The following is a 26,137-nucleotide window of genomic DNA, read 5'->3' as shown; positions in this document are numbered from 1 at the left end:
CTGCGATGGCGAACTCGGGCGGATGTGACGGGGGTGAGTGTCCTGCCGGAGCTGCGCTACCCGACGGTGACCGAACAGGTCTCTGCTGCCCGGGCGTTGACCGCTCAGCGTCCCGGCGTGTGCACCCTGCGGCAGGTGGGTGCCTCGCGTGCGGGCAGGCCCCTGCACCTGCTGTCCGTGGGCCGCGCCCACCGCGCCGTACTGGTGGTGGCCGGTGCCCACGCCAACGAACCGACCGGTTCCTGCACCCTGCTGGCGCTCGCCCGGCGGGTCCTGGAGCAGCGGGAACTGCGCGACGGCATCTCCTGGCACTTCCTGCTCTGCGCGGACCCCGACGGGGCGAGCCTGCACGTGACGCCGGCGCCGCGCAGTCTGTACGACTACCACCTCGGCTTCTTCCGGCCCGCGGGCCCGGAGCAGCCCGAGTGGGCGCCGTCGGTGCTGCCGCCGGACCGGCTGCCGCCCGAGACCCGGGCCCTGACGGGCGTCATCGACGAGCTGCGCCCCTACCTCCAGGTCACCCTGCACGGCACTGACCTGGGCGGCAGCTGGGTGCAGCTGACGAAGGACGTGCCGGGACTCGCCGAGCCGTTCGCGAAGTCCGCGGCGGAGCTGCACATCCCGGTGGAGACCGGCGCGTCGGACGCCGCGGGCTGGCCCGCGTCCGGGCCGGGCGTGCACGTCATGCCCGCGCCGGGGGTCGGGCCGGCGTACCCGAGCCTGCCGGACGACGCGCGCCGCAGCACCTGGTACCACGCCCATCGGTACGGCGGGCTGACGGCGGTGGTCGAGGTGCCGATGTGGGCGAGCGACCTGGTGGACGACCCGGCTCCGCATCCGGCTCCGGCGGCGGCGATCGGGCGGCTGGCGCGCCGTCTCCAGCGCGACGCGCTGGAGGTGACGCGGGTGCTCGACGGTGCGCTGCCCCGGCTTGCGGAGCTGGACGGGCCGTTGCTGCGGGCCGCCCGGTGGGGGCTGGAGCTGGTGCCGGGTCTGGCCTCCGACCTGGTCCACACCCCGCCCGCCGATCTCACCCGGGCGTACGTCGGCAGCGTGGACGCGTTCGCGCGCCGCGTGCCGCTGCGGGCGGCGGCCATGCTGCTGCGGGTGCTGCGCGGGACGGACGAGGCGGCGGCGAAGCAGCTGGAGGAGCTCGTCTCGACCTGGAGCGACGCCTTCGCGGAGCGCTTCCGCGCCCGCTGGGTGCCCTTGGAGCACCAGGTGGAGCACCAGTCCCGCACGGTCGTCGCGGCGGCGCTGCACGCACGCGAGCGGGTGTGGTGAGTCTCCGTCCCACACGGTCGTCGCGGCGGCGCTGTACGCGGGCGTGGGGCGTGGGGCGTGGTGAGTCTCAGTCCCGCTGCATCGGCACCGGCTCGCCCGAACCGGAGCGGGCTCGCGCGCGGCGCCCGGCCAGGTCGAACGCGGCGAGCACCACGCGGGCCTGGTACTCGGCCTGGCGGGCCACCGGGATCCAGCGCGCCCCGCAGCCGTCGCGGTAGTCGGCGCACCACTGGTCGATCAGCCGGTCCAGCTCCGGCAGCGCCCCGGCCGGATCGCGGCCTGCGGCCCGTACCAGCTGGTGCAGCAGCCCCGCCGTGCGCAGCGCCAGCCGGCGCCCGGAGATGCGCAGGGCGACCAGGTGGGCGGTGCTCAGGGGCGGCAGGGGGTGGGCCGGGCTGTCGCCGGTGTCGGGGTCCCATGCGTCGGCGAGGCCGGGGCACACCAGAAGGTAGTCGTCGACGGGGGCGAGCAGGCGGGCCGCGTCGGGGACGGTGGCGAGGTACGGCCGGATCCGGGTCAGCAGGTGCCGCAGGAGGTCCGTGTCGTGGCGCAGGGTGCGGCTGACGGCCCGGAGCACGGCGTCCCGGTCCACGGGCGGGGAGTCGTCCGCCACGGCCGTCACGCCCCACATGGGCGCCTCGACCACCGCGGTGACGGTGCCGTGCCGGTACGGGTGGAACCACGTGGACTCGACGGCGGCCTCCGTGATGGCCGCGGCCAGACCGGCCCGGCGCGGCGGCGGGATCCGGTAGACGGCGGGCCCGAGGCCGGGCCAGTACAGGGCGTCGTAGGCGCCGAGTTCGCGGGGGATGCCGAGCCGGGCGGCGATGTGGGCGAGGCGCCGGTCGAAGCCCGGCAGGTCGTGGGTGAGCTCGACGAAGCCGCCGCCGATGTCGACGCCGTGCAGCGAGCACTGGAGGAAGGGGCGCAGTTCGTCCTGGAGGCCCAGCAGGGCGCGGGTCTCCGGCAGGGCAGCGCCGGCCGCGCCGTCGGGCAGCCACTCGGGCTGCTCCAGGAAGCCGGGCCGGAAGAAGTTCCGGATGTACCGGCCGAGCGTGTACGGGCCGGGCAGCCAGCCCTCGTTGCGGCGCGACCCGTCCGGGTCGAGGCACAGCAGCAGGTTCCAGGTGGCGTCGGCGCCCTCGGTGAGCCGCGGGTCGGCCAGGGCGCGCTCGGCCAGGCGCAGCACGGTGGCACCGCCCACGGGTTCGTTGGCGTGCGGGCCGGCGACGACCAGGGCCTGACGGCTGCCGTGGCCGACGGAGAGCAGCCACATGGGGGTGCCGGCGCGGGAGGTGCCCACCCGGCGCAGCCGGGCGTCACGGGGGTGGCGGGCGACGAGGGCGGCGGCCCGGGCGCTCAGTTCGTCGACGGTCGGGTAGCGCAGGAGGGGCGGCAGGGCACACCTCCCCTATGGGTGCCGTCGGTTCACCAGATGTAGATGGCGTACGCACAGTGAGTCACGACTTCGGGGGTACGTCAACACCGTGAACGGCACAGGGATTTCAGCCACCGCGGCGGGACGGACTTTCGGTAAGGCCCAGGCCAGAGCTGAGGCGTGGCGCCGTTTCCGGTCAGCCGGACCATCAGCCGGCAGCCGCCCATCAGCCTGACAGCAGCCGCACCTTCAGCGGGACAGCAGCCGCACCTTCGGTCGGCCGACAGCCGCGCCTTCAGCCGGCCGACAGCCGGAACGTCATCCGGCCGAAGCCCACCTGGTCGCCCTCGCGGACGACGGCCGCGCCGACGACGCGCCGTCCGTTCACCGTCGTGCCGTTGGTGGAGCCGAGGTCGCGCAGGACCCACATGCCGCCCTGGTGACGGAGTTCGGCGTGCACGCGGGAGACGGTCTCGTGGTTGAGGCGCAGTCCGCTGGCGGGATCGCGGCCTATGCGCAGCGGATGGCCGTGCGACGGGTGGGGCAGTTGCAGCTTGGGCAGCCGCTCGGCCTGCCAGGCCCGGCGCAGCCGTACGGAGAATCCGGAGACGGCCTCGACGGTGCCGAACACCAGGCGCGAGAAGCGGCTCTCCGTGCGCAGGTCGGCGGTGAGCGCGGCGAGTTCGTCCGGTCGGCGGGCGGCGAGCGCCAGCTCCATGCGGCGGACGAACGTGTCATGAGAGAGGCGGCCCACGGCGACGCCGTCCCGCAGCACCTTCAGCACCCGGTCCCGCTCCGCGTCGGAGAGCCGCGCGGGGAACGTGTTGAACTCGAAGGACGACGTCACGCTGGTGATTGTCGGGCAGTGCGGCCGGGCTGTCCAGAAAACGGGAAATCGGCCGCCCCGCGCGCGTACCCGGGTAGACCCGCCGCAAATGGGTGGATGCACCAGCGGATTGATCTCTTTTGACGCACCATGGACGGGCTACATCACGGTGAGCAGACGAAGGGGAACCGTCCGTGCAGTTCGAGGTGTGGGCACCACAGGCCGGCCGAGTGACGCTCCGGTGCGACGACGTCACGCACGCGTTGGAGCGCGATCCGGAACGGGCGGGATGGTGGCGGGGCGAGGCCGAGGCGCGCGAGGGGTCCCGGTACGGCTTCGCGCTGGACGACGGGCCCGTGCTGCCCGATCCGCGCTCGCGGCGGCAACCGGACGGCCCGGACGGGCTGAGCGCGGTCGTCGACCACGAGCGCTACGCGTGGCGCGCGGCCTGGCGGGGACGGCCGCTGCCCGGCGCGGTGCTGTATGAGCTGCATGTGGGCACCTACACGCCCGAGGGCACCCTGGACGCGGCCGCCGGGCGGCTCGGCCACCTCGCCGAACTGGGCGTCACGCACGTGCAGCTGATGCCGCTGTGCCCCTTCCCCGGCACGCACGGCTGGGGTTACGAGGGGGTCTCGCTGTGGGCGGTGCACGAGCCGTACGGCGGGCCCGAGGCGCTGAAACGCTTCGTCGACCGGGCTCATGAACTCGGCCTGGGCGTGGTGCTCGACGTGGTGCACAACCACTTCGGCCCGTCCGGCAACTACCTGCCCGTCTTCGGCCCGTACCTCACGGACACCCACCACACTCCCTGGGGCGCCGCGGTCAATCTGGACGCGCCCGGCTCGGACGAGGTGCGCGCGTACCTGATCGGCAGCGCGCTGGCGTGGCTGCGCGACTACCGGATCGACGGGCTGCGCCTGGACGCGGTGCACGCACTGGTGGACACCCGCGCGCTGCACTTCCTGGAGGAACTGTCGACGGCCGTGGACGCCCTGGCCGCGGAGACGGGCCGGCCGCTGTTCCTGGTCGCCGAGTCGGACCTGAACGACCCGCGCCTCATCACCTCCCGCACCGAGGGCGGCCTCGGACTGCACGCGCAGTGGAACGACGACTTCCACCACGCCCTGCACACCACGCTGACCGGCGAGTCGCAGGGCTACTACGCCGACTTCGCGCGTGCTTCGCTCGGCGGGCTCGCCAAGACTTTGACCGGCGGCTGGTTCCACGACGGGTCGTACTCCAGCTTCCGTGAGCGGCACCACGGGCGTCCGCTGGACCGGACCCGGGTGGCCGGGCACCGGCTGCTCGGCTACGGCCAGACCCACGACCAGGTCGGCAACCGGGCCCAGGGGGACCGGCTTTCGGCCCTCGTCTCCCCGGGGCTGGCGGCCTGCGCGGCCACGCTGATCCTGACGGCGCCCTTCACGCCGATGCTGTTCATGGGCGAGGAGTGGGCGGCGGGCACGCCCTGGCAGTTCTTCACCGACCACACCGACCCGGAACTGGCCGACGCCGTACGGCGGGGCAGGCGGCGGGAGTTCGCCGCGCACGGCTGGAAGGAGGAGGACGTGCCCGACCCGCAGGATCCGGCGACCCGGGACCGTTCCTGCCTCGACTGGTCCGAGCCGGAGCGCGAGCCCCACGCGCGCGTGCTGGCCTGGTACCGGCAGCTCCTCGCCCTGCGTCACGGGCAGCCGGACCTGACCGATCCCGACCTGGCCGACACCAGGGTGGCCTACGACGAGGAACTCCGCTGGATCGCCTTCCGGCGCGGGGACGTCCTCGTCGCGGTGAACCTCGCCTCCGAGCCGGCCGTCCTGCCGCTCGGCGTGCCCCACGCACGCGTGCTGGCGGCGTGGGAGCCGGTGGAGACGCCCGGGGCGGACGGTGCGGTGCGGCTGCCCGGGGAGTCGGCCGTGGTACTGGCCCAGGACTGAGAGCCGGGGAGGGCAGCCCGCTTTCGCGTCCTGCGCCCGGAGGACGGGCGTGAGGAGCACCGGACGCGCGATGCGGGCGCCGCCCATCGCGGTAGCAGACGGCGATGACGTCCCCGTGGCGTACGACGGTGGTTACGACGGTGGTGCGGACCGGCCGGGGTGTGCCGCCCTACCGGCAGCGTCCGCACGCCGTCGGCCGCCATGACGCACCAGCTGTCCCTGAGCGTCGCGGAGCGGCCGGTCAGGCACGTGAGGGCGGCGGCGGTCAGCAGGGACACGGCCGCGACGGTGCGCTGCATGGGCGGCGGAGGACAGCCGTACGGCACGGCGCCGCCCCGACGCCCGCAGCCGCGGCGTGACCGCCCAGGTGCAGCCCGCTACAGGGCGTCGTCGGTGTCTCCGAGGTCCGTCACCCGTTCCAGCAGGATCGGCTCCCAGGCGCGGCGCAGCCGGGTCCGCAGGAGGGTGGCGTTCTTGCCGGTGAGGTCCTCGGCGAGGCGGACGACGGTGTCGCAGCGGGCGAGCCACAGGCCGCGCAGGCAGGGGCGGGCGCCGTAGCCGGCGAGGGTGGCGGCGCGTACGGCGGCGGGCGATCCGACGGAGAGCGCGAGGCCCGCGATGTCCTCGGCCGGGTCACCGACGACCGCGCCGGCCCAGCCGAGGACGCCGCGCACCCGGCCGTCGGCGCTGACCACGAGATGGCTGCCCGTGAGGGCGTGGTGGGTGAGGACGGCCGAGCCGGGCTGGGCGGCGAGCTGGGACGCGGCGGGCGGGGTGAGCTGGTTCAGGCGTGCGGCGTCGAACTCGTCGGCCGCGGCGAGGCGTTCGGCGGCGCGCACGGCGGAGCGTCGCAGCGCCTCCAGGGAGCGGGGCGCGGCGCGCGGCAGACCGAGCGTCTCGGCCTGCCGGACCGGCACCTCGCGCAGGCCCGTCAGGAGACCGGCGAGGTCGGCCTCGCCGACGGCGGACACGTCGTGCTCCTCCCCCGAGCCGCCGGGCACCTTGGTGTCCAGCGTGTAGCCCAGGCCGGGGGCCCACTCGCCCTGTGCGACGCTCACGGGCACCGCCGTGGGGAGGTGCGGACGGACGAGGTCGCGCAGCCGCAGTTCGCGCCGCTGGCGCAGGGTGGCCTCACGGTCGGGGGCGAGGCGCAGTACGTGGCGGGAGCCGACCCACCAGGTGACGGGGTCGGCTCCCTCGGTGGCGGGCCGGACGTCGGGGCCGGGGCCGCCGCTCCCGCCCTGCCGGGCATCCTGGCCGCCCCGGCCGGCTTCGGTGCCCTTGGTGTCCTTGGCGTCCTTGCCCTCCTTGGCGTCCTTGAGGAGGGACAGGACCAGCCGGCGGACCGTGTCCGCGGTGGGTGTGGGTGCCTGGGTCATGGTCGCGCCGTTGCCGTTCGGGAGGCGTGCTGGGGACATCGGGGCCTCACTCCACTATGACCAGCTCACGCGTGGTGGTGTTCAGGCGCCGCCCGCCGTCCTCGGTGACGGTCACGATGTCCTCGATGCGGACTCCGAACCGGCCGGGCAGGTAGATGCCGGGTTCCACGGAGAAGCACATGCCGGGCACGAGGGGTCGTTCCTCGCCCTCGATCATGTAGGGCGGCTCGTGAGTGGTGACGCCGATGCCGTGGCCGGTGCGGTGGATGAAGTACTCGCCGTAGCCGGCGTCGGCGATGACCCGGCGGGCGGCCCGGTCCACGTCCTGGCAGGGGGCCCCGGGGCGCACCGCGCGGAAGCCGGCCTCCTGGGCTTCGCGCACGACGTCGTGGACGCGGCGTTCCTCGTCGGTGGGCTCCCCGACGTGGACCGTGCGGGAGGTGTCGGATCCGTAGCCGTCCCGCAGGCCGCCGAAGTCGAGGACGATCATGTCGCCGCGGGCGATCACGCGCTCGCCCGCCTCGTGGTGCGGGTCGGCGCCGTTCGGGCCGGAGGCGACGATGGTGAAGTCGACGTGCTCGTGCCCGTGGCCGCGGAGCAGCCGGTCGAGGTCCGCGGCCACCTCGGACTCCCGGCGCCCGGCGAAGGGGACGTTCCGGATCTCCTCGAACGTCGCGTCGGCGGCGGCACCCGCGGCCGCCATGAGGTCCAGCTCGGCCGCGTCCTTGACGGCGCGCAGCATCGGCAGAGCCTCGGTGAGCGAGGCGTAGGAGCTGCCGGGCAGGGCCTGCTGGAGGGCCAGCAGGTGCAGGGCCCAGGCGTTGTCGCTGATGCCGAACCGGCCGGAGGCGTCGAGGAGGGCGGCGGTGGCGGCATAGGGGTCCTTGCCGTCGGTCCAGTCGCGCAGGGTCAGGGCGGACGCGCCGGCCGCCCGGTGCGCGTCCGGGGCCTCCAGGGCGGGGACGACGAGGACGGGGTCCTGCCCGGCGGCGAGGACCAGCAGGGTGAGCCGCTCGGTGACCGCCGGGGGCGTGTAACCGGTGAGCCACACCAGGTCCGGGCCCGGGGCCACCAGCAGACCGGCGAGACCGGCCTCGGCGGCCGCCCGCGCGGCGCGCCCCATGCGGGCCCGGTAGTCGTCGGCGGTGAAGGTGGCGGCCGTGCTTCCGGTCATCGGGCCTCCCAGGACGGACGAAGGGGCTACGGGCAGCATCCTGCCCGGCCGGAGGGGGCGGCGCGAGCCGTCTGACGGCATTCACCCGGGCAACCCGTCTCACGGCGGAGGGCTGCTCAAGCGCCCGCGCTGATGCCCGGTGCCGGTTTTCGATGAGTGATCGGTACTGGGGCGCCGGGGTCCCGGCTCGTGCCGTCCGGGCGTTCTTCAGGCGGCGACGGCCGGCACGAGGGTCAGCTGCTCGTAGCCGCCGCTGCGGTGGCGGACCGTCAGCCTGACCTCGGAGCCCGGGCGGGTGCGGGCGACGGCCCGGACCAGATCGGCGGCCGTGTCGATCCGTGTCGTGCCGAAGGCGAGGAGGACGTCGCCGCGCACCAGACCGGCGGCCTGGGCCGGCCCGGGGACGTGCAGCCCCACGACCACGGCCCCCGGCTTGCGGGCGTCCATGACCTGCACGCCGAGGGTCGCGGCGGCGGGCGCGGAGGGAACGGCGGCGGGTGAGGGCTCGGGGAGAGAGACCGAGTGCCACCCCTGCGGGTCGAAGCGCCCGCCCGTGCCGAGCACCGTGGCACCCATCGCCCCGAGGCCGATCCCGGACAGCACCAGGACCGCGCCGGTGCATCCGGCGAGCAGCACGTTGAGGAGCCGTCTCCCCCGTCGTCTGGCGGCGTGCGGGCGGGGCCGTGACGGGCCGGGTCCCGTCGCCGGCGCGGCCCCTGCGGGCTCCTGCCCCGGCATCGGCTTGGGTCGCAGCGCGGTCTGTTCCATGGCTCGCCTCCGGATGGTGCCGATCGCATCCGGCGGATCCCGGAACGATCACGGCAGGTGCTCTACCCGGCACATCGGCGGCCGACGAGCCACGAACGAGTGAGACTGACCGGGGCAAGGGCGTGCGAAGGCGACCCGGACGGCTGACCGGGGCCGGGGCTGTCCGGAGGCGGCCGGGACGGCTGGACCGGGACCCGGGGCAATCCAGACGCGACCCGGACGACTGACCGGGACCGGTGCGGCCCAGACGCGACCCGGACGCAGGCACGGCTCGTACCGCACCGGTCGTCGGGTGCGGTGCGAGCCGTGGAGCAGGCGGGCCGCTCAGCGCAGAGCGGGGACGGGCACGGCCGGGGGCCGGTCCGGGAGGAAGCGGTGGGCGCGGCGGGACAGCCACGCGTCCTTGTAGCGGTCCACCTCGCGGTGCCAGTGGAGGATGCCGGACAGCCAGTTCCGCAGGTCGGCCACGTACGTCCCCATCGCCGCGCGCGCCTCGTCCGAGAGCCGGAAGTCGTCGTACAGGACGGGCAGTTCGTGCTCGACGACGTGCTCGAACTGGCGCATGCGCCGGCTCATCAGGTCGTGCACGATGCCGAGCCCGGTCGGGTAGTCGCAGCCGAAGAAGGACTGCACGACGAGGATCGCGTTGTGGATCTCGCCCTCGTACTCGATCTCCTTCTGGTACGAGAAGACGTCGTTGAGGAGGCACGCGAAGTCCATCGCGGCGTTCTCCAGAGAGCGGACCGGGCCGCTGCGGTAGACCTCGGGCGGGACGGCCGGGCCGTGTCCCATCCGGCACAGGCTCAGGGTCAGCTCGGAGCCGAAGGTCGCCCGGCGCATCTCCAGGTAGTCGACCGGGTCGGGCACACGGTTCTGGAGATGGTTGGACAGCTCCCACACCCAGCTCTCGGTCATGGCGTCGACCGCTGCCTTGAAGGTGCGCCGCGCGCCGGGCGTCATGTCCGCGGTGGTGCGCGCCCACAGGTCGGACAGGCCGCGCTCCATGGCGTTGGCGGGGGGCGGGGGCTGTGCGCCGTCGAGCGGCATGCAGTCGGACAGGCGGGCCGTGGTCAGCCGGGCGGCGGCGAGGTCGTGGCGGTGGCCGTGGACCAGCGGGTAGTAGTCGTCGCCGTAGGTGCCCCAGGCGAGCCATTGCGCGCTGAGATCGAGGGCCTCGCGTGTGGCGTCCGGGTCGAGGCCGGCCGAGCAGAGCGCGAGGTCGTAGGCGCGGAGCTTGTCCTCGTCCCACACGCCCTCGGCGAGGATGCCCATGCGCTCCACCCACCGGCGCAGGCTCTGGCGGGCGTGGTCCAGGTGCGGGCTGAGCTCCAGCGGGAACGGCATGCGGATGTCGGGGATCCGCGCCGGTCCGACCTTCTGGTACGGCACGTGCGTGTACGAGCGCAGACGCTCGGCACCGGCGGTCGCGAGCAGGGCGCGGACGTCGGCGGCGGAGGTGCCGATGCCGGAGCAGCCCGGCCACGGGCCGTCGCCGCGCACCGCGTTCTCGTTCATGTAGCGGCTGGAGCGCAGATGCCACTCGTGGCCACCGGACTGCCAGTCCTGCAGCCCCTTCGTGTACGCCGCCACCGCCGCGAGTTCGTCCGGCCGGAGGCCCTTCTCCAGGGCCACGGCGGGCACTTCGGTGAACGCCGTGTGCTCGAACTGGTGGAGGCGGGAGGTGAGGACGTCGTTGACGGTGTCGGCGGCCTCCTGGGTGGTGCAGCCGAAGAAGGTCTCCAGGACGAGCACGCCGTTGCTGTTCTCACCCTCGTCCTCGACCTCTCGCTGGTAGGAGAACAGGTCGTTGCGCAGGTGCACGGCGTCGGAGAACGTCTCCATCAGCACCCTCAGCGGCCTGGACCCGGCTACGGCGGCGGGTACTTCGGCGGTCGCGTACTCGACGAGCCCCGCCGACCAGGGGGCGCCGCCGACCTTGCGGCGCATCTCGATGTACTCGACGGGGTTGGCGATCCGCCCCTCGTTGATGTTGGACAGCTCCCACATCGACTCGTTGAGGAGGTGCTCGGTGGCCACGGCGAAGCGGCGGCGCCAGTCCTCGGACATCTTCGGCACCGTGCGGGCCCACAGGTCGGCCAGGCCCGCCTCGACCGGGTTCTGCGGTTCCGGCACGGGAGCGAACAGGTCCAGCGGCATGAACAGCGGCAGCCGGTCCAGGTGGGCCTTGCCGGCGGTGCGGTCCTGGCTGCGTTTGTACATCTCCAGGAAGTGGTCGTCGAAGAAGAAGACCCACACGTACCAGTCGGTGATGAGGGAGAGGGCGGGGCCGTCGCAGTCGGGGTGGGTGTAGGAGCAGAGCAGGCCGTAGTCGTGCGCGTCGAGGTCGGCCTGCTCCCAGACGCCGGACCCCTCCAGCATGCCCATCTCGCGCGCCCACTCCGTCGAATGCGCCCTGGCCTCGTCGACGTGCGGGTTCAGCCGCGCGGGATGCGGCAGGTAGAAGTCCGGGAGTTCGAACGGCTGCGTCATGGCCGGGCCCTACCCGGCGCCCCTCGACGGCATCCGCCGAGCCGTACATGATCACACCATCGCGTGAATCAGGGGGCGTCCCGTAGCTGGATCAGCGCGTGCGTGCCGCTGGTGCGCCAGCGCTGGTCCTCCGCCGCGACCAGGGCGGCCTCCGTCTGTGCGTCGAGGCCGGTGATCACGTCGGACTTCAGGGTGCGCAGGGCGGCGACCGGGCCGGGGAAGCAGGTGGCCACGTCGGCGAACGGCGTGGTCGGGTCCCAGAGCCGGTCGCCCACCAGACGGCGGTAGTTGAGGTCGCCCTTGACGATCGTGAGGGTGGCCGCGGCGAAGTCGGCGCGCAGGTCGCCGGGCATCTCCGCGTACGGCAGCGGGGCGCTGGAGAAGGGGTGGGCGCGCAGGGTGAGCCGCCCGTCGCCCAGGGCGGACCACAGGTGCCGTCCGTACGCGGCGGCCGCTCCCCCGGCCCCGGTCAGCCGGCGCAGGGCGTCGACGACGTCGGCGGTGGTGGCGTCGGAGACGTAGTAGGGGTACGGCTTGACGTGCAGGACCGCCTGTCCGATGCGGCCGCTGCGCAGGAGATGGGCGATGAGGAGGAGATCGGGGACGAGTTCGCGGCCCGCGTTGTCGGCGACCAGGTACAGCGTGGCCCCGTCGGCCCTGTCCAGCAGCGACCAGAGCCGGTCGCTGTCGTCGGCGACCAGCCCGGGCGCGGCGTCCGCGGCCCGCGCGCCCTCGGCCGAGAGGCGGAAGCCGAGGTCGGCGCGGTTGCCCCACAGGGAGCCGTGCAGCAGGGCCTGGGCCTGTTCGGCGGCGGGGCGGCCGGCGAGGTCGTCGAGTGCGGCGAGTTCCTCGTCGGTCTCGGCGGAGTCGAGTTCGGCGAGTTTGAAGGGGCGGAAGGGGTCGACGCCCTGCCAGGGGCCGGGGCCGAAATAGCCGACGGCCTGGAGCAGTCGGCGGTAGAACCAGCTCTCGGACCAGAGCCACGGCACGTCGAACCAGGAGCGGCCGGTGTACTCGCCGAGCCCCCAGGTCTCCCAGAGGTCCCGGTCGTGCGCGTCGGCGGGGAGGGGCTCGATCACACCCTCGGTGCAGTTGGCGAGCAGTTCGTCGAGCGCGCGGTGCTGTCCGGGTTCGTACGGGAAGGCATCGCGGACCTGCCGGATGATGGCGGGGTGCCGCTCGGCCAGCACGCTGTGGGGGAAGGAGCCCGGCTGGTTGCCGAGGAGCAGGGGTGCGGAGGGGGTGTCGGGCATGGGCTCACGGTAACGCGCGGGTACGCCGCGGTGACGCGCGTGCCCGCCGCACGGGCCGGACTGCCGGGCACGCCCCTGGCCCCACCGGCGCGATCTCCCGCTCCAGACCGGAGCGACCCCGGTCACACCGGCGCGATCTCCCGCTCCAGACGGGCCGCCAGGCTCAGATAGCGGGCCCTGCGGGTCACCGGGACCAGGCCGCGGATGAGTATGTTCCACATCTCGGCCGTGCGGCGGGGCTGGCGCGCGACCGGCTCGCGGGAGCGGCCCACGACGCGGGTGCCGACGAAGAAGCAGACCAACGAGTGGGCCACGACGTCGATATCGATGTCCGGATGGACGTCGGACTCCTTGACCGCACCGACGAGCCGGGCCGTGACGATGTCCAGCCATTCGGTGAAGGGGTGGCTCAGGGGCGGCCTGGGCCGGATCCCTCCCGTGGCGAGGCGCAGCCCGGCCCGCAGCACCGGGTCCTCGACGGACATGCGGGTGATGCCGAACGTGAGGCGCATCAGCGCCTCCAGGGAGGTGCGGCCGCGGTTGTCCGTCTCCGTCGCGAGCCGGCGGGCGGTGTGCGACTGGAGTTCGAGGATCGCGTGGGCGAGATCCTCCTTCGCCGCGAAGTGGAAGTACAGGGCGCCCTTGGTGACGTGGGCGTGCTCCACGATGTCGCTGAGACTGGTCGATTCGTAGCCGCGACGGTCGAACAGGTCAGCGGCGGCCGTGATGATCGTCGAGCGGGTCTGCTCGGCTCGCAACTGCCTCGCCATCGGCTGAACTCTCCCGGGACGGAAATGAACGGGTCATGCCGTTTGTTTTTACCCCGCGTACACGATAACTCACCCTGAGACGGCTTCCATCACACCAGTGTGCCGGAGTGCGGGTGCACATCCGGCAAAACAAGCGCAACTGGTGAAAGAAAACAGCGCGTTCGGTATCTAACTGTGGGGGATCCGTGGCCAGACGTAAAGGCGGGCCGGCCGGTGCCCCATCCGCACCGGCCGGCCCGCCCGCTCGCGGCCTGCCTCGTTCAGCGTTCCCGAAGGAGGATCAGAGGGAGGATCAGAAGGTCAGCTTCCAGCCGTTGAGGGTGCCCGTGTCCTGGGCGGCGGTGTCCTGGACGCGCAGCTTCCAGGTGCCGTTGGCCACTTCACTGGAGGCGTTCACCGTGTAGGTGGTGTTCACGTTGTCCGCGGAGTCCGACGCGGCGGCCTTCAGGCGGTACGCCGAACCGTCCGGCGCGATCAGGTCGATGACGAGGTCACCGCGGTAGGTGTGGGTGATGTCCACGCCGACCTGGAGGGCCGAGGGAGCGTTGCCGCTGCGGCCCGTGACGCTGATCGGCGACTCGATCGCGGCGCCGTTGTCCGGGATGGCGACGGCGGTGGTGCTGGAGAACGTCGTGCCGGTGGACGTACCGCCCTTGACGGCCTGGACCGTCTTGGCGGCGTCCGCGAGGCCCGCGCCGCAGCCGCCGGAGCAGGTGCCCGGCAGGGCACGGGCGTTGGCCTTGATGGCCGACTCGATCTGCGCCGGGGTGAGGGCGGAGTTGGCCGACTTCATCAGGGCGGCGAGGCCCGCGACGTGCGGGGTGGCCATGCTGGTGCCCTGGTAGGAGGCGTAGTTCTCGCTCGACGGCGTCTTCGTGCCGGAGTTCAGCGTGGAGAGGATGCCGTTGGCGGTCGAGGTGCGGGTCTCACCGCCGGGGGCGGAGATGTCCACGACCGTGCCGTAGTTGGAGTACGAGGCACGGCTGCCGGCGCGGTTGGTCGCGGCGACGGTGATGACGTTGCTGCAGTTCGCCGGGGACGAGGACGAGGCGTTGGTGTTCTCGTTGCCGGCCGCGACGACGACCGAGGTGCCGCGGTTCACGGCGCCGTTGATGGCGCTCTGCGTAGCGCTGGAGCAGGCGCCGCCCCCGCCGAGGCTCATGTTGATGACCTTGGCGACGTTGGTGTTGGCGGGCACGCCGGAGACGGTGCCGCCGGACGCCCAGGTGATGGCGTCGATGATGTCGGAGTCGTAGCCGCCGCACTTGCCCAGCACGCGGACCGGGGAGATCTTCGCGCCGTAGGCGATACCGGCGACACCCTTGCCGTTGTTGGTGGCGGCGGCGATGGTGCCGGCCACGTGGGTGCCGTGCCAGGAGGAGGTGGAAGCCGGGATGCCCTGGCCGCACTCGTTGTCGTTGTACCAGTCGCCCGGGTCGGCCGGGTTGCTGTCACGGCCGTTGCCGTCGACGGAGACGGCGGTGTCGGAGATGAAGTCGTAGCCGCCGACGATGTTCGCGGCCAGGTCCGAGTGGGCGACGTAGCCGGTGTCGATGACGGCGACGGTCACGCCGCTGCCGGTGGTGGTGTCCCAGGCGGCGGGGACGTTCATGCCCGCGGTGGACTCGAACAGGTCCCACTGCTTGCTGTACTCGGTGTCGTTCGGGGTGACGGCCGTCGGCTTGTTCAGGCGGTCCGGGACGACGTAGGCGACCTGCGGGTCGGCCTGGTACGCGGCGACGACGTCGGAGACGGACGCCCGGGTGGGGTCGGAGCCCAGCTCGACGAGGGCGGCCCCGGTGCCGAGGCGGCGCTGGAAGTCGACGTCCTCGCCGGTCTTGTCGGCCTTGGTCGCGGCGTCGGCGGCCGCCGCCTTGTTGGACTTGGCCTCGCTCGCACCGGACTTGTAGCCGACGATGAGGCGCTCGGCCTGGACCCCGGGGGCGGCCTCGGTCTGCGCGGCGGGAACGGCTGCCGGGCGGGGAGCCGGCTCCTGGGCGACGGCGACCGAGGCGGGGGCGGCGGTCAGCAGGGCGGTGGAGACGACGGCGACGGATATCAGCTTCCGTCTGAGCTCTGGGGAGATACGCACGGTCGTTGCCTTTCGTGGCCGGACTCCGGGCTGGGCGGAGCGGCGGTGGAGTCGCTTCGTCCTCGAAGCGGAGGGGGGTCGTTCGAAAAGCGAAGAGCGACGCGATGGCCGGCCAGGCGTGTGGGGAGCGGACCGTTCGGGGTTACCTGCGGGTCAGCTGTGGTCGAACGATAGGCAAAGGAAAGGTCAGCGGGATACGGGGGAAACCCTCGATCCACTTGCCCGCGCACCCTCTATGGCGGTCGGACGGCGGTCAGTTGGGCGTCCAATGGCCCCTTTTGGAGCAGGTCGTGGCGCGATGAACGCGTCGGGCCGTTTTCCCGTACTGCACTACCGAACGTCGCCGCCCGGGCCGAGGAGAAGCAGACGGATGCCTCGTACGACCGCACACCGCATCGCACTCGCCGCTGCTCTGATGACCCCGCTGCTGCTGCCGCTCGGGACGGCGGGACCCGCCCACGCGCACGGGGCGCCGACGGACCCGGTGAGCCGGGTGGTGGCCTGTTCCCCGGAGGGTGGTGACCGGGCAGGCACGGCGGCGTGCCGTGCGGCCGTCGCCGCGAACGGCGCGCCCTTCACGGCGTGGGACAACCTGCGGGTGGCGAACGTGAACGGCCGGGACCGCGCGGTGATCCCGGACGGGAAGCTGTGCAGCGGGGGCCTGCCCGCCTACCGGGGTCTCGACCTCGCCCGCGCCGACTGGCCGTCGACCCGGATGACGCCCGGCGCGAAGCTGACGATGCGGTACGTCTCGACGATCCCGCACACCGGCACGTTCCGGATGTATCTGACGAAGCCCGGTTACGACCCGGACGGGCCGCTGTCCTGGTCCGACCTGCCGGAGAAGCCGTTCGCCGAGGTGACGGACCCGGCTCTGACGGACGGCGCGTACCGCTTCGAGGCGGCCCTGCCGTCCGACCGGACCGGGCGGCATGTGCTGTACACGGTCTGGCAGAACAGCAGCACTCCGGACACCTACTACTCGTGCTCGGACGTGGTGTTCCCGGAGAAGGAGCCTCGGAAGGAGGAGGCGAGCACGGAACGGAAGGCGCAGGAGCCGGAGAAGAAGCGGCCGGAAAAGGAGGAGGCCGGGCAGAAGAGGGAGCCGGAGAAGGAGGAGCCGGTGGCGAGCCCCGCCGCGGACTCCCCCGGCCCGCAGCCCCAGGGCGACCACACGCCGCTGGCCACCACGTCGGGCCCGGCCTCCGGCCCGTCCGCGCCCGTGCTGGCGGGCGGCGCCGCGGCGGTGCTGCTGCTCACCGGCGGCGCCGCCCTGGCCGTACGGCTGCGGCGACGCTGAACTACCGCTGACCGGGCCTAGTTGACGACGACGGCGACGCCCCCCTTGGTCACCGGGGCGTACTTGGCGGTGAAGAAGGCGTTGCTGAAGCACAGCGACGAGCCGGACACCTTGGTGAACTGCTGGTTGGCGAAGGAGATGCTGTTGTCGGCGTTGCTCGCCGTGCCGGTCAGGCCGGGGGCCTGGTAGACGCAGGTGATGGTGCCGAGCAGGGTGCGCAGCTTGACCGTGGACTGGACGGCGGAGCCCGCGGCCGGGGTCACGGAGACGGTGCCGCCGGAGGACACGCTGGTGGTGTAGGGCAGGTTGTCGACGGTGATGCCGCTGACGCCGAGCACCCCGACGACGTTGGTGGTACAGCCGCTGGTGTCGAAGCTGTGCGAGGTCAGGGACTCGGTGGCGGTGCCGGGGGCGGCGGGGTTGTCGGTGACGGCGGCGGAGAACGCCGACTTGGTGCAGGAGATGCCGCTGGTGCCGGTCGCGCTGGAGTAGAAGGTGGCGGCGGTGCCGCTCGCCAGGGAGGCGTCGAGGACGTCGCCGACCGCGACGGCCGCTCCGTCGGCGGTGGTCAGGACGGGGGTGTCGGCCGCGGAGGCGGGGGCGGCGAGGCCCAGGGCGGCGACGGCGGCGGTGAGGGTGAGGAGGGTGCGCGTACGCATGCGGGTGTACCTCTTTCGATAGCGGGGGTGAGGGGTGGGGGTGCGCCGGGCGTCCGCCGTTGCAGGCCCGTCACGCCTTCTCCGTACGTGACGGGCCTGCAACGGCAGGCCGGTCACCGGCCGGAGGTTCACACGGGAAGGGACCTCCGGCCGGGCCGGGCGGGGGGTGGCTGGTGGCACGGCTCCGAAGGAAGCGGCCGTGCCGTGGCGGGGGGGACTCGGGCGAGGGAAAGCCCGTGCGGACGAACCGGGCGACGAGATGCCCTGACGGGGACGAGCGGGTCCGGGACACGCGGACGTGCCGCGCGGCGGATCCGGCGCCACGGATCCGGTGGGACGAGGAGAGTTGTAGACCTGCCTCTCCGTCAACGTCAAGACATTGCAGGGGAGTTGTGCACGTCGTGAGCCTTTCGGGAAACCGGCGGCTCACCCATGACGCACAATCACCACTCTTTGTTCACACTTCTCTTGACCCCTCATGTAACCCCCGGTAACTTCCTCGACGGCTACTGCGGCGTAACGAGAAAGCCCTTGCAACCGCCGGGAGTTGCGGGAGACGTGCGTACGCGGTCGATGTCCGCGCCAGGGCAACGTGCCACCGAAGTCCGATCCGCACCGACATGCACCTGGAGCAGACATGACCTCCCCCGCCGAGCACACCCCCGAAAGACCGGACGGCGTCGCCGCCCCGGACGTCAGCGACGCTCCCGCGCGACGCGGGCGGGTCCGGGCACGCCGAGCCGCGGTGATGGCGGTGCCGGCCACCCTGGTCGCCGCGGGCCTCGCGGTCCTCACCGCCGAAGGGGCCCTGGGCGTGCAGTTCGCCATCTCCGGCATGCCCTTCACGGTCACCGCGACCGAACTGGACGGCACCGGCTTCGCACAGTTCGGCGGCCTGGACGAGATGGCCGAGGGCAGCCCCAACGCGGGCGAGACCGGCGGTCAGGTGCTGGTCGTCACGTCCGTGATCAAGAACGCCACGCTCACCAAGCTCTGCCAGAGCGTGGACCTGGGCGGCACGAACCTGGTCATCAGGGCGGGCGAGGGCTCACAGAAGGTGCGCGCCAGCGATCTGACGACCGACTCGACCGAGCTGACCGGCGACGCCGCCTTCACCAACATCGAGATCGGCAACGACGCCAGCACCCTGAACAAGGCGGGCCCGAAGGGCCGTGGGCCGATCGGCGTGTTCAGCCAGCAGTCGGACACGGTGCACATCGCCAACCTGCGGCAGACCAACTACGCCACGACGGCCGGCGTGTTCAAGCTGCCGGGCCTGAAGCTGGGCTTCAGCGGATCGGGTTGCTGATGCCGCGCGGCCCGCGTGAGGGAGTCCGGCCCGCCTTCAGACAGTGGCGGGCCGGCCGCCCGTTCTGGGGCGGGCTGCTGCTCGCCCTGGGCGGGGCGGAGGTCCTGCTCACCCTGAAGGCGTCGCTGGACGTCATCCTGCACGTCGGCATGCAGGGCCTGGCCGGCTATCTGCTCCCGGTGGTGATGCTGCTGTGCGGCGTGCTGATCCTCTTCAACCCCACCCAGCGCCTGTTCTACTCGGTCATCGGTGTCCTGGTCTCCCTGGGCACCTGGATGACCTCCAACCTGGGCGGCTTCTTCATCGGCCTGCTCCTGGGCGTGACCGGCAGCTGCCTCGCCTTCGGCTGGCTCCCGGACCAGGAACCCCGTGTCGGCCGCAGACAGCGCCGGAAGCAGGCCCGGGCGGCCAAGACCCTGCCCCCGACGCCCGCGCGGCAGTCCTGAGGGGATTCCCTCGGCCGATCCGGACGACGGGCCCTAGCCGGCGTCCGCGGGCGCGGTGGGCCGGGTCTGCTCACCGGGCGCCGCGCCCGAACCGCCCTCCTCCTTCAGCGCCTTGGCCTCGCTCTTGAGGATCCGCATCGAGCGGCCCAGCGATCGTGCCGTGTCCGGCAGCTTCTTCGAGCCGAACAGGACGATCACGACGATCGCCACGATCAGCAGATGCCAGGGCTCCAGTCCGTTGCGCAGCACGTCACGCCCTCCCTCTCGTCAACAGTTGCTACATTGCGCAACTGTACAACCCCCGGGCGAGAGGCAAGCAGACGCCGATGACGGTCACCAGCAATCGGAGGACGGACCCGCCGCGACACCGGAGCGGGGGCGCCGCCCACGGCAACCGGGCCGCCCCGCGCGATCGCAGGCGCCGCCGCGGCCGGGGCATACGCACCGCCCTCCTGGTCACCCTGGCCCTTCTCGTACTCGCCGCGGGCGGCGCCGGCTGGCTGTACCTCAAGCTGGACGGCGACATCAGCACGTTCGACTCCGGCGGCCTGTCCGACAACCGCCCCGAGGCCGGCTCGTCGAAGGGCGAGAACGTCCTGGTCATCGGGTCCGACACGCGCACCGGCGGCAACAACGCGCTGGGCGGCGGCGACAAGGACGACGTCGGCCGCTCGGACACCGCCTTCCTGCTGCACGTCTACGCCGACCACCGGCACGCGATCGCCGTCTCCATCCCCCGCGACACGCTGGTCACCGTCCCGCCCTGCAAACTCCCCGACGGCACGTGGACCAAGGCCCAGCCGGACACGATGTTCAACGCGGCCTATTCGGTCGGCCAGACAGCGAAGGGCAACCCGGCCTGCACCCAGAACACCGTCGAGCAGCTCACCGGGCTGCGCGTCGACCACACCGTCGTCGTCGACTTCAAGGGCTTCGCGGAGCTGACGGACGTGGTGGGCGGGGTGAAGGTGTGCCTGCCGCAGGACGTCTACGAGAACGACCTCGACCCGCATCTCACCGCCCCGGGCAAGCTGCTCTTCCACAAGGGCGAGCAGACCGTGTCGGGGCAGAAGGCACTGGACTACGTCCGGATCCGGCACGGCATCGGCGACGGCTCCGACATCGGCCGCATCAAGCGCCAGCAGGCGTTCGTGGCGAGCCTGCTGAAGGAGGTCAAGAGCAAGGGCCTCACCCCCACAAGGCTGTTGCCGCTGGCCGACGCCGCCACGAAATCGCTCACCGTCGACCCCGGCCTCGGCTCCGCCGACAAGCTGATCTCCTTCGCGATGTCCCTGAAGGACGTCGACCTGCACAACACCAAGTTCGTCACCCTGCCCTGGCGCTACGAGGGGTCCCGGGTGGCGATCGTCCAGCCGGACGCGGACGCCCTGTGGGCGGCGCTCCGGTCCGACCGCACGATCGACGGCAAGAACGCCGGCGGCAAGAAGACCGGGAAAGCCGGTTCCGGTACCGCCGCCTCCCCCACGCCGGTCTCCGGCGCGGGCATCGGCGTCGCCGTCTACAACGGCACCGCCGTTCCCGGCCTGGCCGCCCGCGCCGCCACCGAACTCACCGGCGACGGCTTCACGGTGACGGGCACGGCGACCGCGGCCGGCCAGGACCACACCACCACGCTGGTCGAGTACGGGCCGGGCCTGGAGGACCGGGCGAGGACCGTCGCGCAGGCCTTCCCCGGGGCCGAGCTGCGGTCCGTGACCGGCAGCGGGATCAGTGTCGTCCTCGGGCAGACGTACGCGGACAGCCCGGCGGCGGGCGCGTCCGCCTCCCCGGCCCCGGCCGCCGTGCCGTCCGAGGTGGCGGACGGGGCCCGGTCCGCGGACGACAACCCCTGCTCGAACCTCACCTACGGCTGACGGCGCCGCTGCCGGGTCCGGGCCGCCGCCAGGGCCAGCGCGTACAGGCCGAGGACGACGGCCGGCAGCAGGTAGTACGCGGCGGGCAGGGCCGTCATGCCGAGGGCCGATCCGAGGGGGCTCGGCGGGAGCAGCACGCCGACGGCGGCGAGACCGGCCGCCGCCAGGCCGACCGGGCCCGGCGCGCGGCCCGGTCCGCCGCGCCGGCCGGTGCGCAGGAGCAGCATGACCACGGCCTGGGTGAGCAGGTTCTCGGTGAACCAGGCGGAGTGGAACACGGCCTCGTCGTCCACGGCGGCGTCCGGGCCGTGCAGCGCCAGGGCGAGGACGGCGAAGGTGGCGAGGTCGGCCAGGGCGTTGAGCATCCCGAAGCCGACCACGAAACGGAGGAAGGAGCGCGGTCTCAGCACCGCCGGGCCGCGCAGGGCGGCGGCGCCGGGACGGTCGTGGGCGAAGGCGAGCTGGGCGGCGTCGAAGCACAGGTTCTGCGCGAGCACCTGGGCCGGGAGCATCGGCAGGAAGGGCAGGAGCAGCCCGGCGGCGAGCATGGCGACGACGTTGCCGAGGTTCGAGGAGAGCGTGACGCGCAGGTACGAGCCGATGTTGCCGCTCGCGTGCCGGCCGGCCGTGACCGCGTGGCCGATCGCCGTGAGGTCCTTGTCGGCGAGCACGACGTCGGCGCTCTCGCGTGCCACGCCGACGGCGGAGCGGGGCGCGATGCCGACGTCGGCCGCGCGCAGGGCGGCCACGTCGTTCACGCCGTCGCCGAGGTAGCCGACGGTGTGCCCGGCGGCCCGCAGGGCGGCGACGAGGCGGGCCTTGTCCTCGGGGGTGCAGCGGGCGACGACGGTCGCCCCGCCGGGGCCGTCGGGGAGTTGCGCGGCGGTCCGTACGCCACCGGGATCCAGGCCCAGGTCCCGGCAGGCCCGGGCCGCCGTGGCGGGGTGGTCGCCGGTGAGGACCTTCACGGTGACGCCGCGGCCGGCCAGTTCCCGCAGGGCCTCGGCGGCGGTGGGGGCGAGGGCGTCGCGGAAGGTCACCAGGCCCTGGAAGGCCAGGCCCCGGGGGTCGGCCGTAGCGGCATGGACCGTGCCGGCGCCGGCGGGGCGGTCGGCCGTGGCGACGGCCAGGACCCTGAGCCCGGCGTCCGCCTCCCGGGCGGCGAGGGCGAGCAGCCGGTCGCGCTCGCCGGGCGCCGTGGCGCAGCGCTCCAGGACGGCTTCCGCCGCGCCGGTGACGACGACGGTGTGCCGCCCGAGGTCGCCCCGGACCACCGCCGCGGCCCACCGTCGCTCGGGGTCGAACGGCACGGCGTCCACCCCGTCGTACTCCTCGCCCACCGGCCCGGCCGTCTCCAGCAGGGCCTCGTCGAGGGCGTCCGGGGCGGGCAGTTCGGCGAGCTGGAGGGTCCACCAGGCGCCGACGGCGGCCCAGCGCAGCACCTCGGGGTCGTCCCGGCCGGCCGCGTCGAGGGCCCGTTCGACGACGGGGCGGTCCTGGGTGAGGGTGCCGGTCTTGTCGACGCACAGCACGTCGACCGCGCCCAGGTCGTGCAGGGCCGGCAGCCGTTTGACGATGACGGCGTGCGTGCGGGCGAGGAGGGCGGCGCCGCGGGCCAGGCAGGTCGTGACGATCACCGGCAGCATCTCGGGTGTCAGCCCGACGGCGACCGCGACGGCGAACGGCAGGGTCTCCAGGCCGCGGTCGCGCAGGGTCGCGTTCGCCATCAGCACGAGCGGCGGCGTCAGCAGCATGAACCGGATCAGCACCCAGGAGATGCCGTGCACGGACCGGTCGAAGGCCCCGCCCTCCCGCGGAGCGGCCGGGGTCCGGTGGGCGGCGGCGAACCGTGTCGCGGCCCCGGTCGCGACCACGACGGCGGTGGCGCCGCCGGCCGCGACCGTGCTGCCCTGGAAGCACAGAGGGGTCTCGTCGGGGTCGTCCTCGTCGACGGCCCGCTTCGCCACCGGCGCCGACTCCCCGGTCAGTGCCCCCTGGTGCACCGTGAGCCCGCGGGCCCGGAGCAGGCGTACGTCCGCCGGGACCAGATCACCGGGGCCGAGCCGGAGCACGTCGCCGGGGACCAGTTCGCCGACGGGCACCTCCCGGGGTTCCGGCGGCTCGTCGGGTCCGGGGCGCCGCAGCACCGTGGCGGTGCCGGCGACCAGTTCGCGCAGGGCCGTCAGGGAACGGTCGGCCCGGTGCTCCCCGCCGGCCCGCAGCGCGCAGCTGACCGCCACCAGGGCGAGGATCACCACGGCGGTGCCCCACGAGGCGAGGGCGGCGGACACCAGGCCGAGGCAGAGCAGTACGGCGGTGAAGGGGTCGCGCAGGGCGCGTACGCAGCGGCGGGGCCAGGACGGGGTACGGCGGTCCGGCAGGGTGTTCTCGCCGACGGCGGCCAGCCGCGAGGCGGCCTGGGTCTCGGTCAGCCCCCGGGGGCCCGACTCCAGCCGCCGCAGCACCTCCAGGGTGGTGCCTCCGGCGGCCTCAGAGGCCATGGAGGCGGCGGCGCGCCGGTGCGGCGCGGTCCGAGAGCCGGTCCACCAGGAGGTGTACGACCTCGACGATGTCGGGGTCGTCGACGTAGTACACCTGCCGGCGGCCCTCGCGGCGGGAGCGCACGAGTCCGGCCAGCTTCAGTTTGGTGAGGTGCTGGCTGACCGCGGGCAGGGCGCCGCCGACCCGCTCGGCGAGGCCGGTCACGTCGCTCTCGCCGCGGGCCAGCGCCCAGACGATGTGCAGCCGGGCGGGCGAGGCGAGCAGACCGAAGGACGCGGCCGCCTGGGCGAGTATGTCCGCGGAAGGGTCCTCGAAGCCACCGCCGGCTGCCGCCACCGTCACCGCCCCTTCCGTCGCCTCCGTCGCCCTGCGCGCCGCCCCAGTCTAGGCGGGCCCGCAGGACCACCGGAGCAAGCGGTTCCTTCCCTCCCTGGACCAGGAGTGGTGGAATCGCGTACGGCGGCCAACTGCTGCCGCATATAGATCAGTTGAGCATCAGGAGGCCGGATGACGGAGCACCGCGTCGACACCGGGACCGCGCACTCCGCGCGGATCTACGACTACATCCTCGGCGGCGACGACAACTACCCGGCCGACCGGGAGGCGGGCGACGCCATGTGCCGCGAGTGGCCCGCCCTGCCCGTCCACATGCGGGCCAACCGCGACTTCATGCACCGGGCGGTGCGCCACCTGGCCCGGGGGATGGGGATACGCCAGTTCCTCGACATCGGCACCGGCATCCCGACCTCCCCCAACCTGCACGAGATCGCCCAGGAGGCGGCGCCCGGGGCGCGGGTCGTCTACGTCGACAACGACCCACTCGTCCTCGCCCTGTCGCGGGGGCTGCTGTCCGGCACGCCGGAGGGCAGGACGGCGTACGTGGAGGCGGACATGCGCGATCCGGCGGCCATCCTCGGCGCCCCCGGGTTCCGGGAGACGCTCGACCTCTCGGAGCCCGTCGCGCTGACGGTGATCGCGATCGTGCACTTCATGCTCGACGAGCACGACGCCGTCGGCATCGTCCGCCGGCTCCTCGAACCGCTGCCCTCCGGCAGCTGTCTGGCGATGTCGGTCGGCACCGCCGACTTCGCCCCGGACGAGGTCGGCCGGGTCGCCCGGGAGTACGCGGCCCGGGGCATGCCGATGCGGCTGCGCACCCACGCGGAGGCGGCGGAGTTCTTCGAAGATCTCGATCTGGTGGAACCCGGCGTCGTCCAGGTCCACCAGTGGCGCCCGAACCGCACGGACGGTACGGAAAGCGGAGGTGAGGGCATCCGCGACGAGGACATCGCGATGTACGGGGCGGTGGCGCGCAAGCCGTAACCGGAATCCCGCTGTTCGACCAGTCGCACAGATCATCACGATGCGGCAGCATCAACTCACTGCATGTGGCCGCTCACTTGACGACCGGTGGTCACACACGGTTGGCTCCGGGCCAGCGAGAGTCATCAGGCCGGTGCACCCCAGCGGCCCCGCACGCACTCTCACCCTGCTCTTGCTCGGCCGCACAGCGAGGTCCGCCCCTCATGAACACTCCTCCCCCGCCGCACACTTCCGTGAGACGCACTCGCGTCGCCGCCCTGGCGGCCGTCCTGTGTCTGCTGGTGTCCGGCTGCTCCGTCCTCGGCACGGCCGGCGACGAGGCGGACGCGGCGGGCGGATCCGGCGGCGGGATGAAGGTCACCCTGGTGACGCACGGCGGCAAGGGCGACGCCTTCTGGGACCTGGTCCGCAGGGGCGCCGAGGCGGCGGCCGCCAAGGACGGCATCGACCTGACGTACGTCAGCGACGCCGACCCGGCCGCGCAGGCCGATCTGGTGCGGGACGCCGTGCACGCCAAGGCCGACGGCATCGCGGTGACCCTCGCCAAGCCGGCGGCGATGCGTGGCCCGGTAGCCCAGGCCAAGGCGGCCGGCATACCCGTAGTCGGGCTCAACTCCGGCATCGACGCCTGGCGGCCGACCGGGCTCCTGGAGTACTTCGGCCAGGACGAGTCCGTCGCGGGCCGGGCCGTCGGCGACAAACTGGACGCCCTCAAGGCCCGGCACGCCCTGTGCGTGGTGCACGAGCGGGGCAACGTCGCGCTGGAGGCCCGCTGCGCCGGTATGCGCAAGACCTTCGCGGGCGACACCGACAACCTGTACGTGGACGGCAGCGACATGAACGCGGTGACCGCCACGATCGCGTCCCGGCTGCGGCAGGACACGAGCATCGACGAGGTCGTCACCCTGGGCGCCCAGTACGGGCTCAGTGCCGTCAAGGCGGTGCGGCAGTCCGGCAGCCGGGCGAAGGTCGCCACCTTCGACCTCGACAAGGACCTCGTCAAAGCGGTCCGGGACGGCGAGGTGCAGTTCGCCGTGGACCAGCAGCCGTATCTGCAGGGCTACCTCGCGGTGGACGCCCTGTGGCTGTACCGGACCAACGGCAACGTCAGCGGTGGCGGGACGGCTCCGGTGCTCACCGGGCCCGCGTTCGTCACCAGATCGAACGTGTCCGCTGTGTCACGGTTCGCGGCCGCCGGGACCCGGTGACCGGGCGCTTCCTGTGACGGTGTCGCCAAAGATTCGGTCAGGCCCGGCACGCACACCCACTTGTACGGATAACATCCTGCGCATCCCATGTGCCGTGTCCGGGACGGCACCACCCCCGCACCCGTCCCCCACATCCCCCCGACCGCTCCGCCTCCCCGTTCC

21 protein-coding genes are annotated in these 26,137 nt (G+C 73.2%); 8 read left to right on the top strand and 13 right to left on the bottom strand.

Translation table 11 applies throughout. The annotated features are described in order from the left end of the window. Positions 1-33 precede the first annotated feature (33 nt). On the top strand, positions 34-1,284 hold the full coding sequence (locus RFN52_RS31295) for a M14 family zinc carboxypeptidase (protein ID WP_184851198.1): 1,251 nt from the start codon (positions 34-36) through the stop codon (positions 1,282-1,284). Positions 1,285-1,351: 67 nt separating this feature from the next. Here RFN52_RS31295 and RFN52_RS31290 read toward each other — a convergent pair whose 3' ends face one another. Continuing rightward, positions 1,352-2,683: a M14 family zinc carboxypeptidase gene (locus tag RFN52_RS31290; protein ID WP_184854092.1), complete on the bottom strand. Its 1,332-nt coding sequence runs from the start codon at positions 2,681-2,683 to the stop codon at positions 1,352-1,354. Between the two features lie 274 nt (positions 2,684-2,957). Continuing rightward, positions 2,958-3,509, bottom strand: a complete 552-nt coding sequence (locus tag RFN52_RS31285; RefSeq protein WP_184851197.1) for an FHA domain-containing protein — start codon at positions 3,507-3,509, stop codon at positions 2,958-2,960. 173 nt (positions 3,510-3,682) lie between these two features. Between RFN52_RS31285 and treZ the strand changes: the two genes are divergently transcribed. Next, a complete protein-coding gene (treZ, locus tag RFN52_RS31280; protein WP_184851195.1) occupies positions 3,683-5,428 on the top strand; it encodes a malto-oligosyltrehalose trehalohydrolase in 1,746 nt (581 codons plus the stop codon). A 377-nt stretch (positions 5,429-5,805) separates the two neighbouring features. Here treZ and RFN52_RS31275 read toward each other — a convergent pair whose 3' ends face one another. The 7 genes from RFN52_RS31275 to RFN52_RS31245 all read right to left on the bottom strand — a co-directional run bounded on the left by RFN52_RS31275 (position 5,806) and on the right by RFN52_RS31245 (position 15,354). Then, positions 5,806-6,807, bottom strand: a complete 1,002-nt coding sequence (locus tag RFN52_RS31275) for an aminoglycoside phosphotransferase family protein (RefSeq protein WP_184854091.1) — start codon at positions 6,805-6,807, stop codon at positions 5,806-5,808. 46 nt (positions 6,808-6,853) lie between these two features. Continuing rightward, positions 6,854-7,981: an aminopeptidase P family protein gene (locus RFN52_RS31270; RefSeq protein ID WP_184851193.1), complete on the bottom strand. Its 1,128-nt coding sequence runs from the start codon at positions 7,979-7,981 to the stop codon at positions 6,854-6,856. Between the two features lie 207 nt (positions 7,982-8,188). Next, a complete protein-coding gene (locus RFN52_RS31265) occupies positions 8,189-8,749 on the bottom strand; it encodes a PDZ domain-containing protein (RefSeq protein WP_184851191.1) in 561 nt (186 codons plus the stop codon). A 324-nt stretch (positions 8,750-9,073) separates the two neighbouring features. After that, positions 9,074-11,239 carry a germacradienol/geosmin synthase Cyc2 gene (gene cyc2 / locus RFN52_RS31260; protein ID WP_184851189.1) on the bottom strand — a complete coding sequence of 722 codons (2,166 nt, stop codon included), beginning with the start codon at positions 11,237-11,239 and terminating at the stop codon, positions 9,074-9,076. Positions 11,240-11,307: 68 nt separating this feature from the next. Beyond that, positions 11,308-12,492 carry a damage-control phosphatase ARMT1 family protein gene (locus RFN52_RS31255; protein ID WP_184851187.1) on the bottom strand — a complete coding sequence of 395 codons (1,185 nt, stop codon included), beginning with the start codon at positions 12,490-12,492 and terminating at the stop codon, positions 11,308-11,310. A gap of 122 nt (positions 12,493-12,614) precedes the next feature. Then, positions 12,615-13,262 carry a ScbR family autoregulator-binding transcription factor gene (locus RFN52_RS31250; RefSeq protein WP_184851185.1) on the bottom strand — a complete coding sequence of 216 codons (648 nt, stop codon included), beginning with the start codon at positions 13,260-13,262 and terminating at the stop codon, positions 12,615-12,617. 292 nt (positions 13,263-13,554) lie between these two features. Next, the gene (locus RFN52_RS31245; protein ID WP_184851183.1) at positions 13,555-15,354 is read right to left on the bottom strand and encodes a S8 family peptidase; all 1,800 of its coding nucleotides are present in this window, start codon (positions 15,352-15,354) and stop codon (positions 13,555-13,557) included. A gap of 370 nt (positions 15,355-15,724) precedes the next feature. Here RFN52_RS31245 and RFN52_RS31240 point away from each other — a divergent pair, with 370 nt between their 5' ends. After that, positions 15,725-16,654, top strand: a complete 930-nt coding sequence (locus tag RFN52_RS31240) for a lytic polysaccharide monooxygenase auxiliary activity family 9 protein (protein ID WP_184851181.1) — start codon at positions 15,725-15,727, stop codon at positions 16,652-16,654. A gap of 17 nt (positions 16,655-16,671) precedes the next feature. On the opposite strand, the gene RFN52_RS31235 is transcribed toward RFN52_RS31240, so the two are convergent. Beyond that, entirely contained in the window at positions 16,672-17,313 is a 642-nt protein-coding gene (locus RFN52_RS31235) for a Tat pathway signal sequence domain protein (RefSeq protein WP_184851179.1), read from the bottom strand. Between the two features lie 637 nt (positions 17,314-17,950). On the opposite strand from RFN52_RS31235, the gene RFN52_RS31230 reads away from it, so the two are divergent. Together RFN52_RS31230 and RFN52_RS31225 are read left to right on the top strand one after the other, a co-directional pair. Beyond that, positions 17,951-18,622 (top strand): DUF6230 family protein, encoded by a 672-nt coding sequence (locus tag RFN52_RS31230; protein WP_184851177.1) that lies wholly within the window; start codon positions 17,951-17,953, stop codon positions 18,620-18,622. Next, positions 18,622-19,068, top strand: a complete 447-nt coding sequence (locus RFN52_RS31225) for a DUF6114 domain-containing protein (RefSeq protein ID WP_184851175.1) — start codon at positions 18,622-18,624, stop codon at positions 19,066-19,068. The genes RFN52_RS31230 and RFN52_RS31225 overlap by 1 nt, the downstream gene beginning before the upstream one ends. A gap of 33 nt (positions 19,069-19,101) precedes the next feature. Here the strand turns inward: RFN52_RS31225 and tatA are convergent, their stop codons facing one another. Then, on the bottom strand, positions 19,102-19,317 hold the full coding sequence (tatA, locus tag RFN52_RS31220) for a Sec-independent protein translocase subunit TatA (protein WP_184851173.1): 216 nt from the start codon (positions 19,315-19,317) through the stop codon (positions 19,102-19,104). 77 nt (positions 19,318-19,394) lie between these two features. On the opposite strand from tatA, the gene RFN52_RS31215 reads away from it, so the two are divergent. Next, on the top strand, positions 19,395-20,942 hold the full coding sequence (locus tag RFN52_RS31215) for an LCP family protein (protein ID WP_184851171.1): 1,548 nt from the start codon (positions 19,395-19,397) through the stop codon (positions 20,940-20,942). Here RFN52_RS31215 and mgtA read toward each other — a convergent pair. After that, a complete protein-coding gene (gene mgtA, locus RFN52_RS31210; RefSeq protein WP_184851169.1) occupies positions 20,933-23,443 on the bottom strand; it encodes a magnesium-translocating P-type ATPase in 2,511 nt (836 codons plus the stop codon). The two genes, RFN52_RS31215 and mgtA, sit on opposite strands and share 10 nt — an antisense overlap. Then, positions 23,433-23,780 (bottom strand): ArsR/SmtB family transcription factor, encoded by a 348-nt coding sequence (locus RFN52_RS31205; protein ID WP_184854090.1) that lies wholly within the window; start codon positions 23,778-23,780, stop codon positions 23,433-23,435. The genes mgtA and RFN52_RS31205 overlap by 11 nt, the downstream gene beginning before the upstream one ends. Positions 23,781-23,951: 171 nt before the next feature. On the opposite strand from RFN52_RS31205, the gene RFN52_RS31200 reads away from it, so the two are divergent. Together RFN52_RS31200 and RFN52_RS31195 are read left to right on the top strand one after the other, a co-directional pair. Next, complete coding sequence (locus RFN52_RS31200) at positions 23,952-24,767, top strand: SAM-dependent methyltransferase (protein ID WP_184851167.1); 816 nt, start codon at positions 23,952-23,954, stop codon at positions 24,765-24,767. A gap of 203 nt (positions 24,768-24,970) precedes the next feature. Continuing rightward, positions 24,971-25,975: a sugar ABC transporter substrate-binding protein gene (locus RFN52_RS31195; protein WP_184851165.1), complete on the top strand. Its 1,005-nt coding sequence runs from the start codon at positions 24,971-24,973 to the stop codon at positions 25,973-25,975. The last annotated feature ends 162 nt before the right edge of the window (positions 25,976-26,137 follow it).

It is taken from the genome of Streptomyces collinus, from assembly GCF_031348265.1.
GTDB classification, from domain to species: Bacteria; Actinomycetota; Actinomycetes; order Streptomycetales; family Streptomycetaceae; genus Streptomyces; species Streptomyces collinus.
This window is presented reverse-complemented; position numbering and strand designations above follow the sequence as displayed.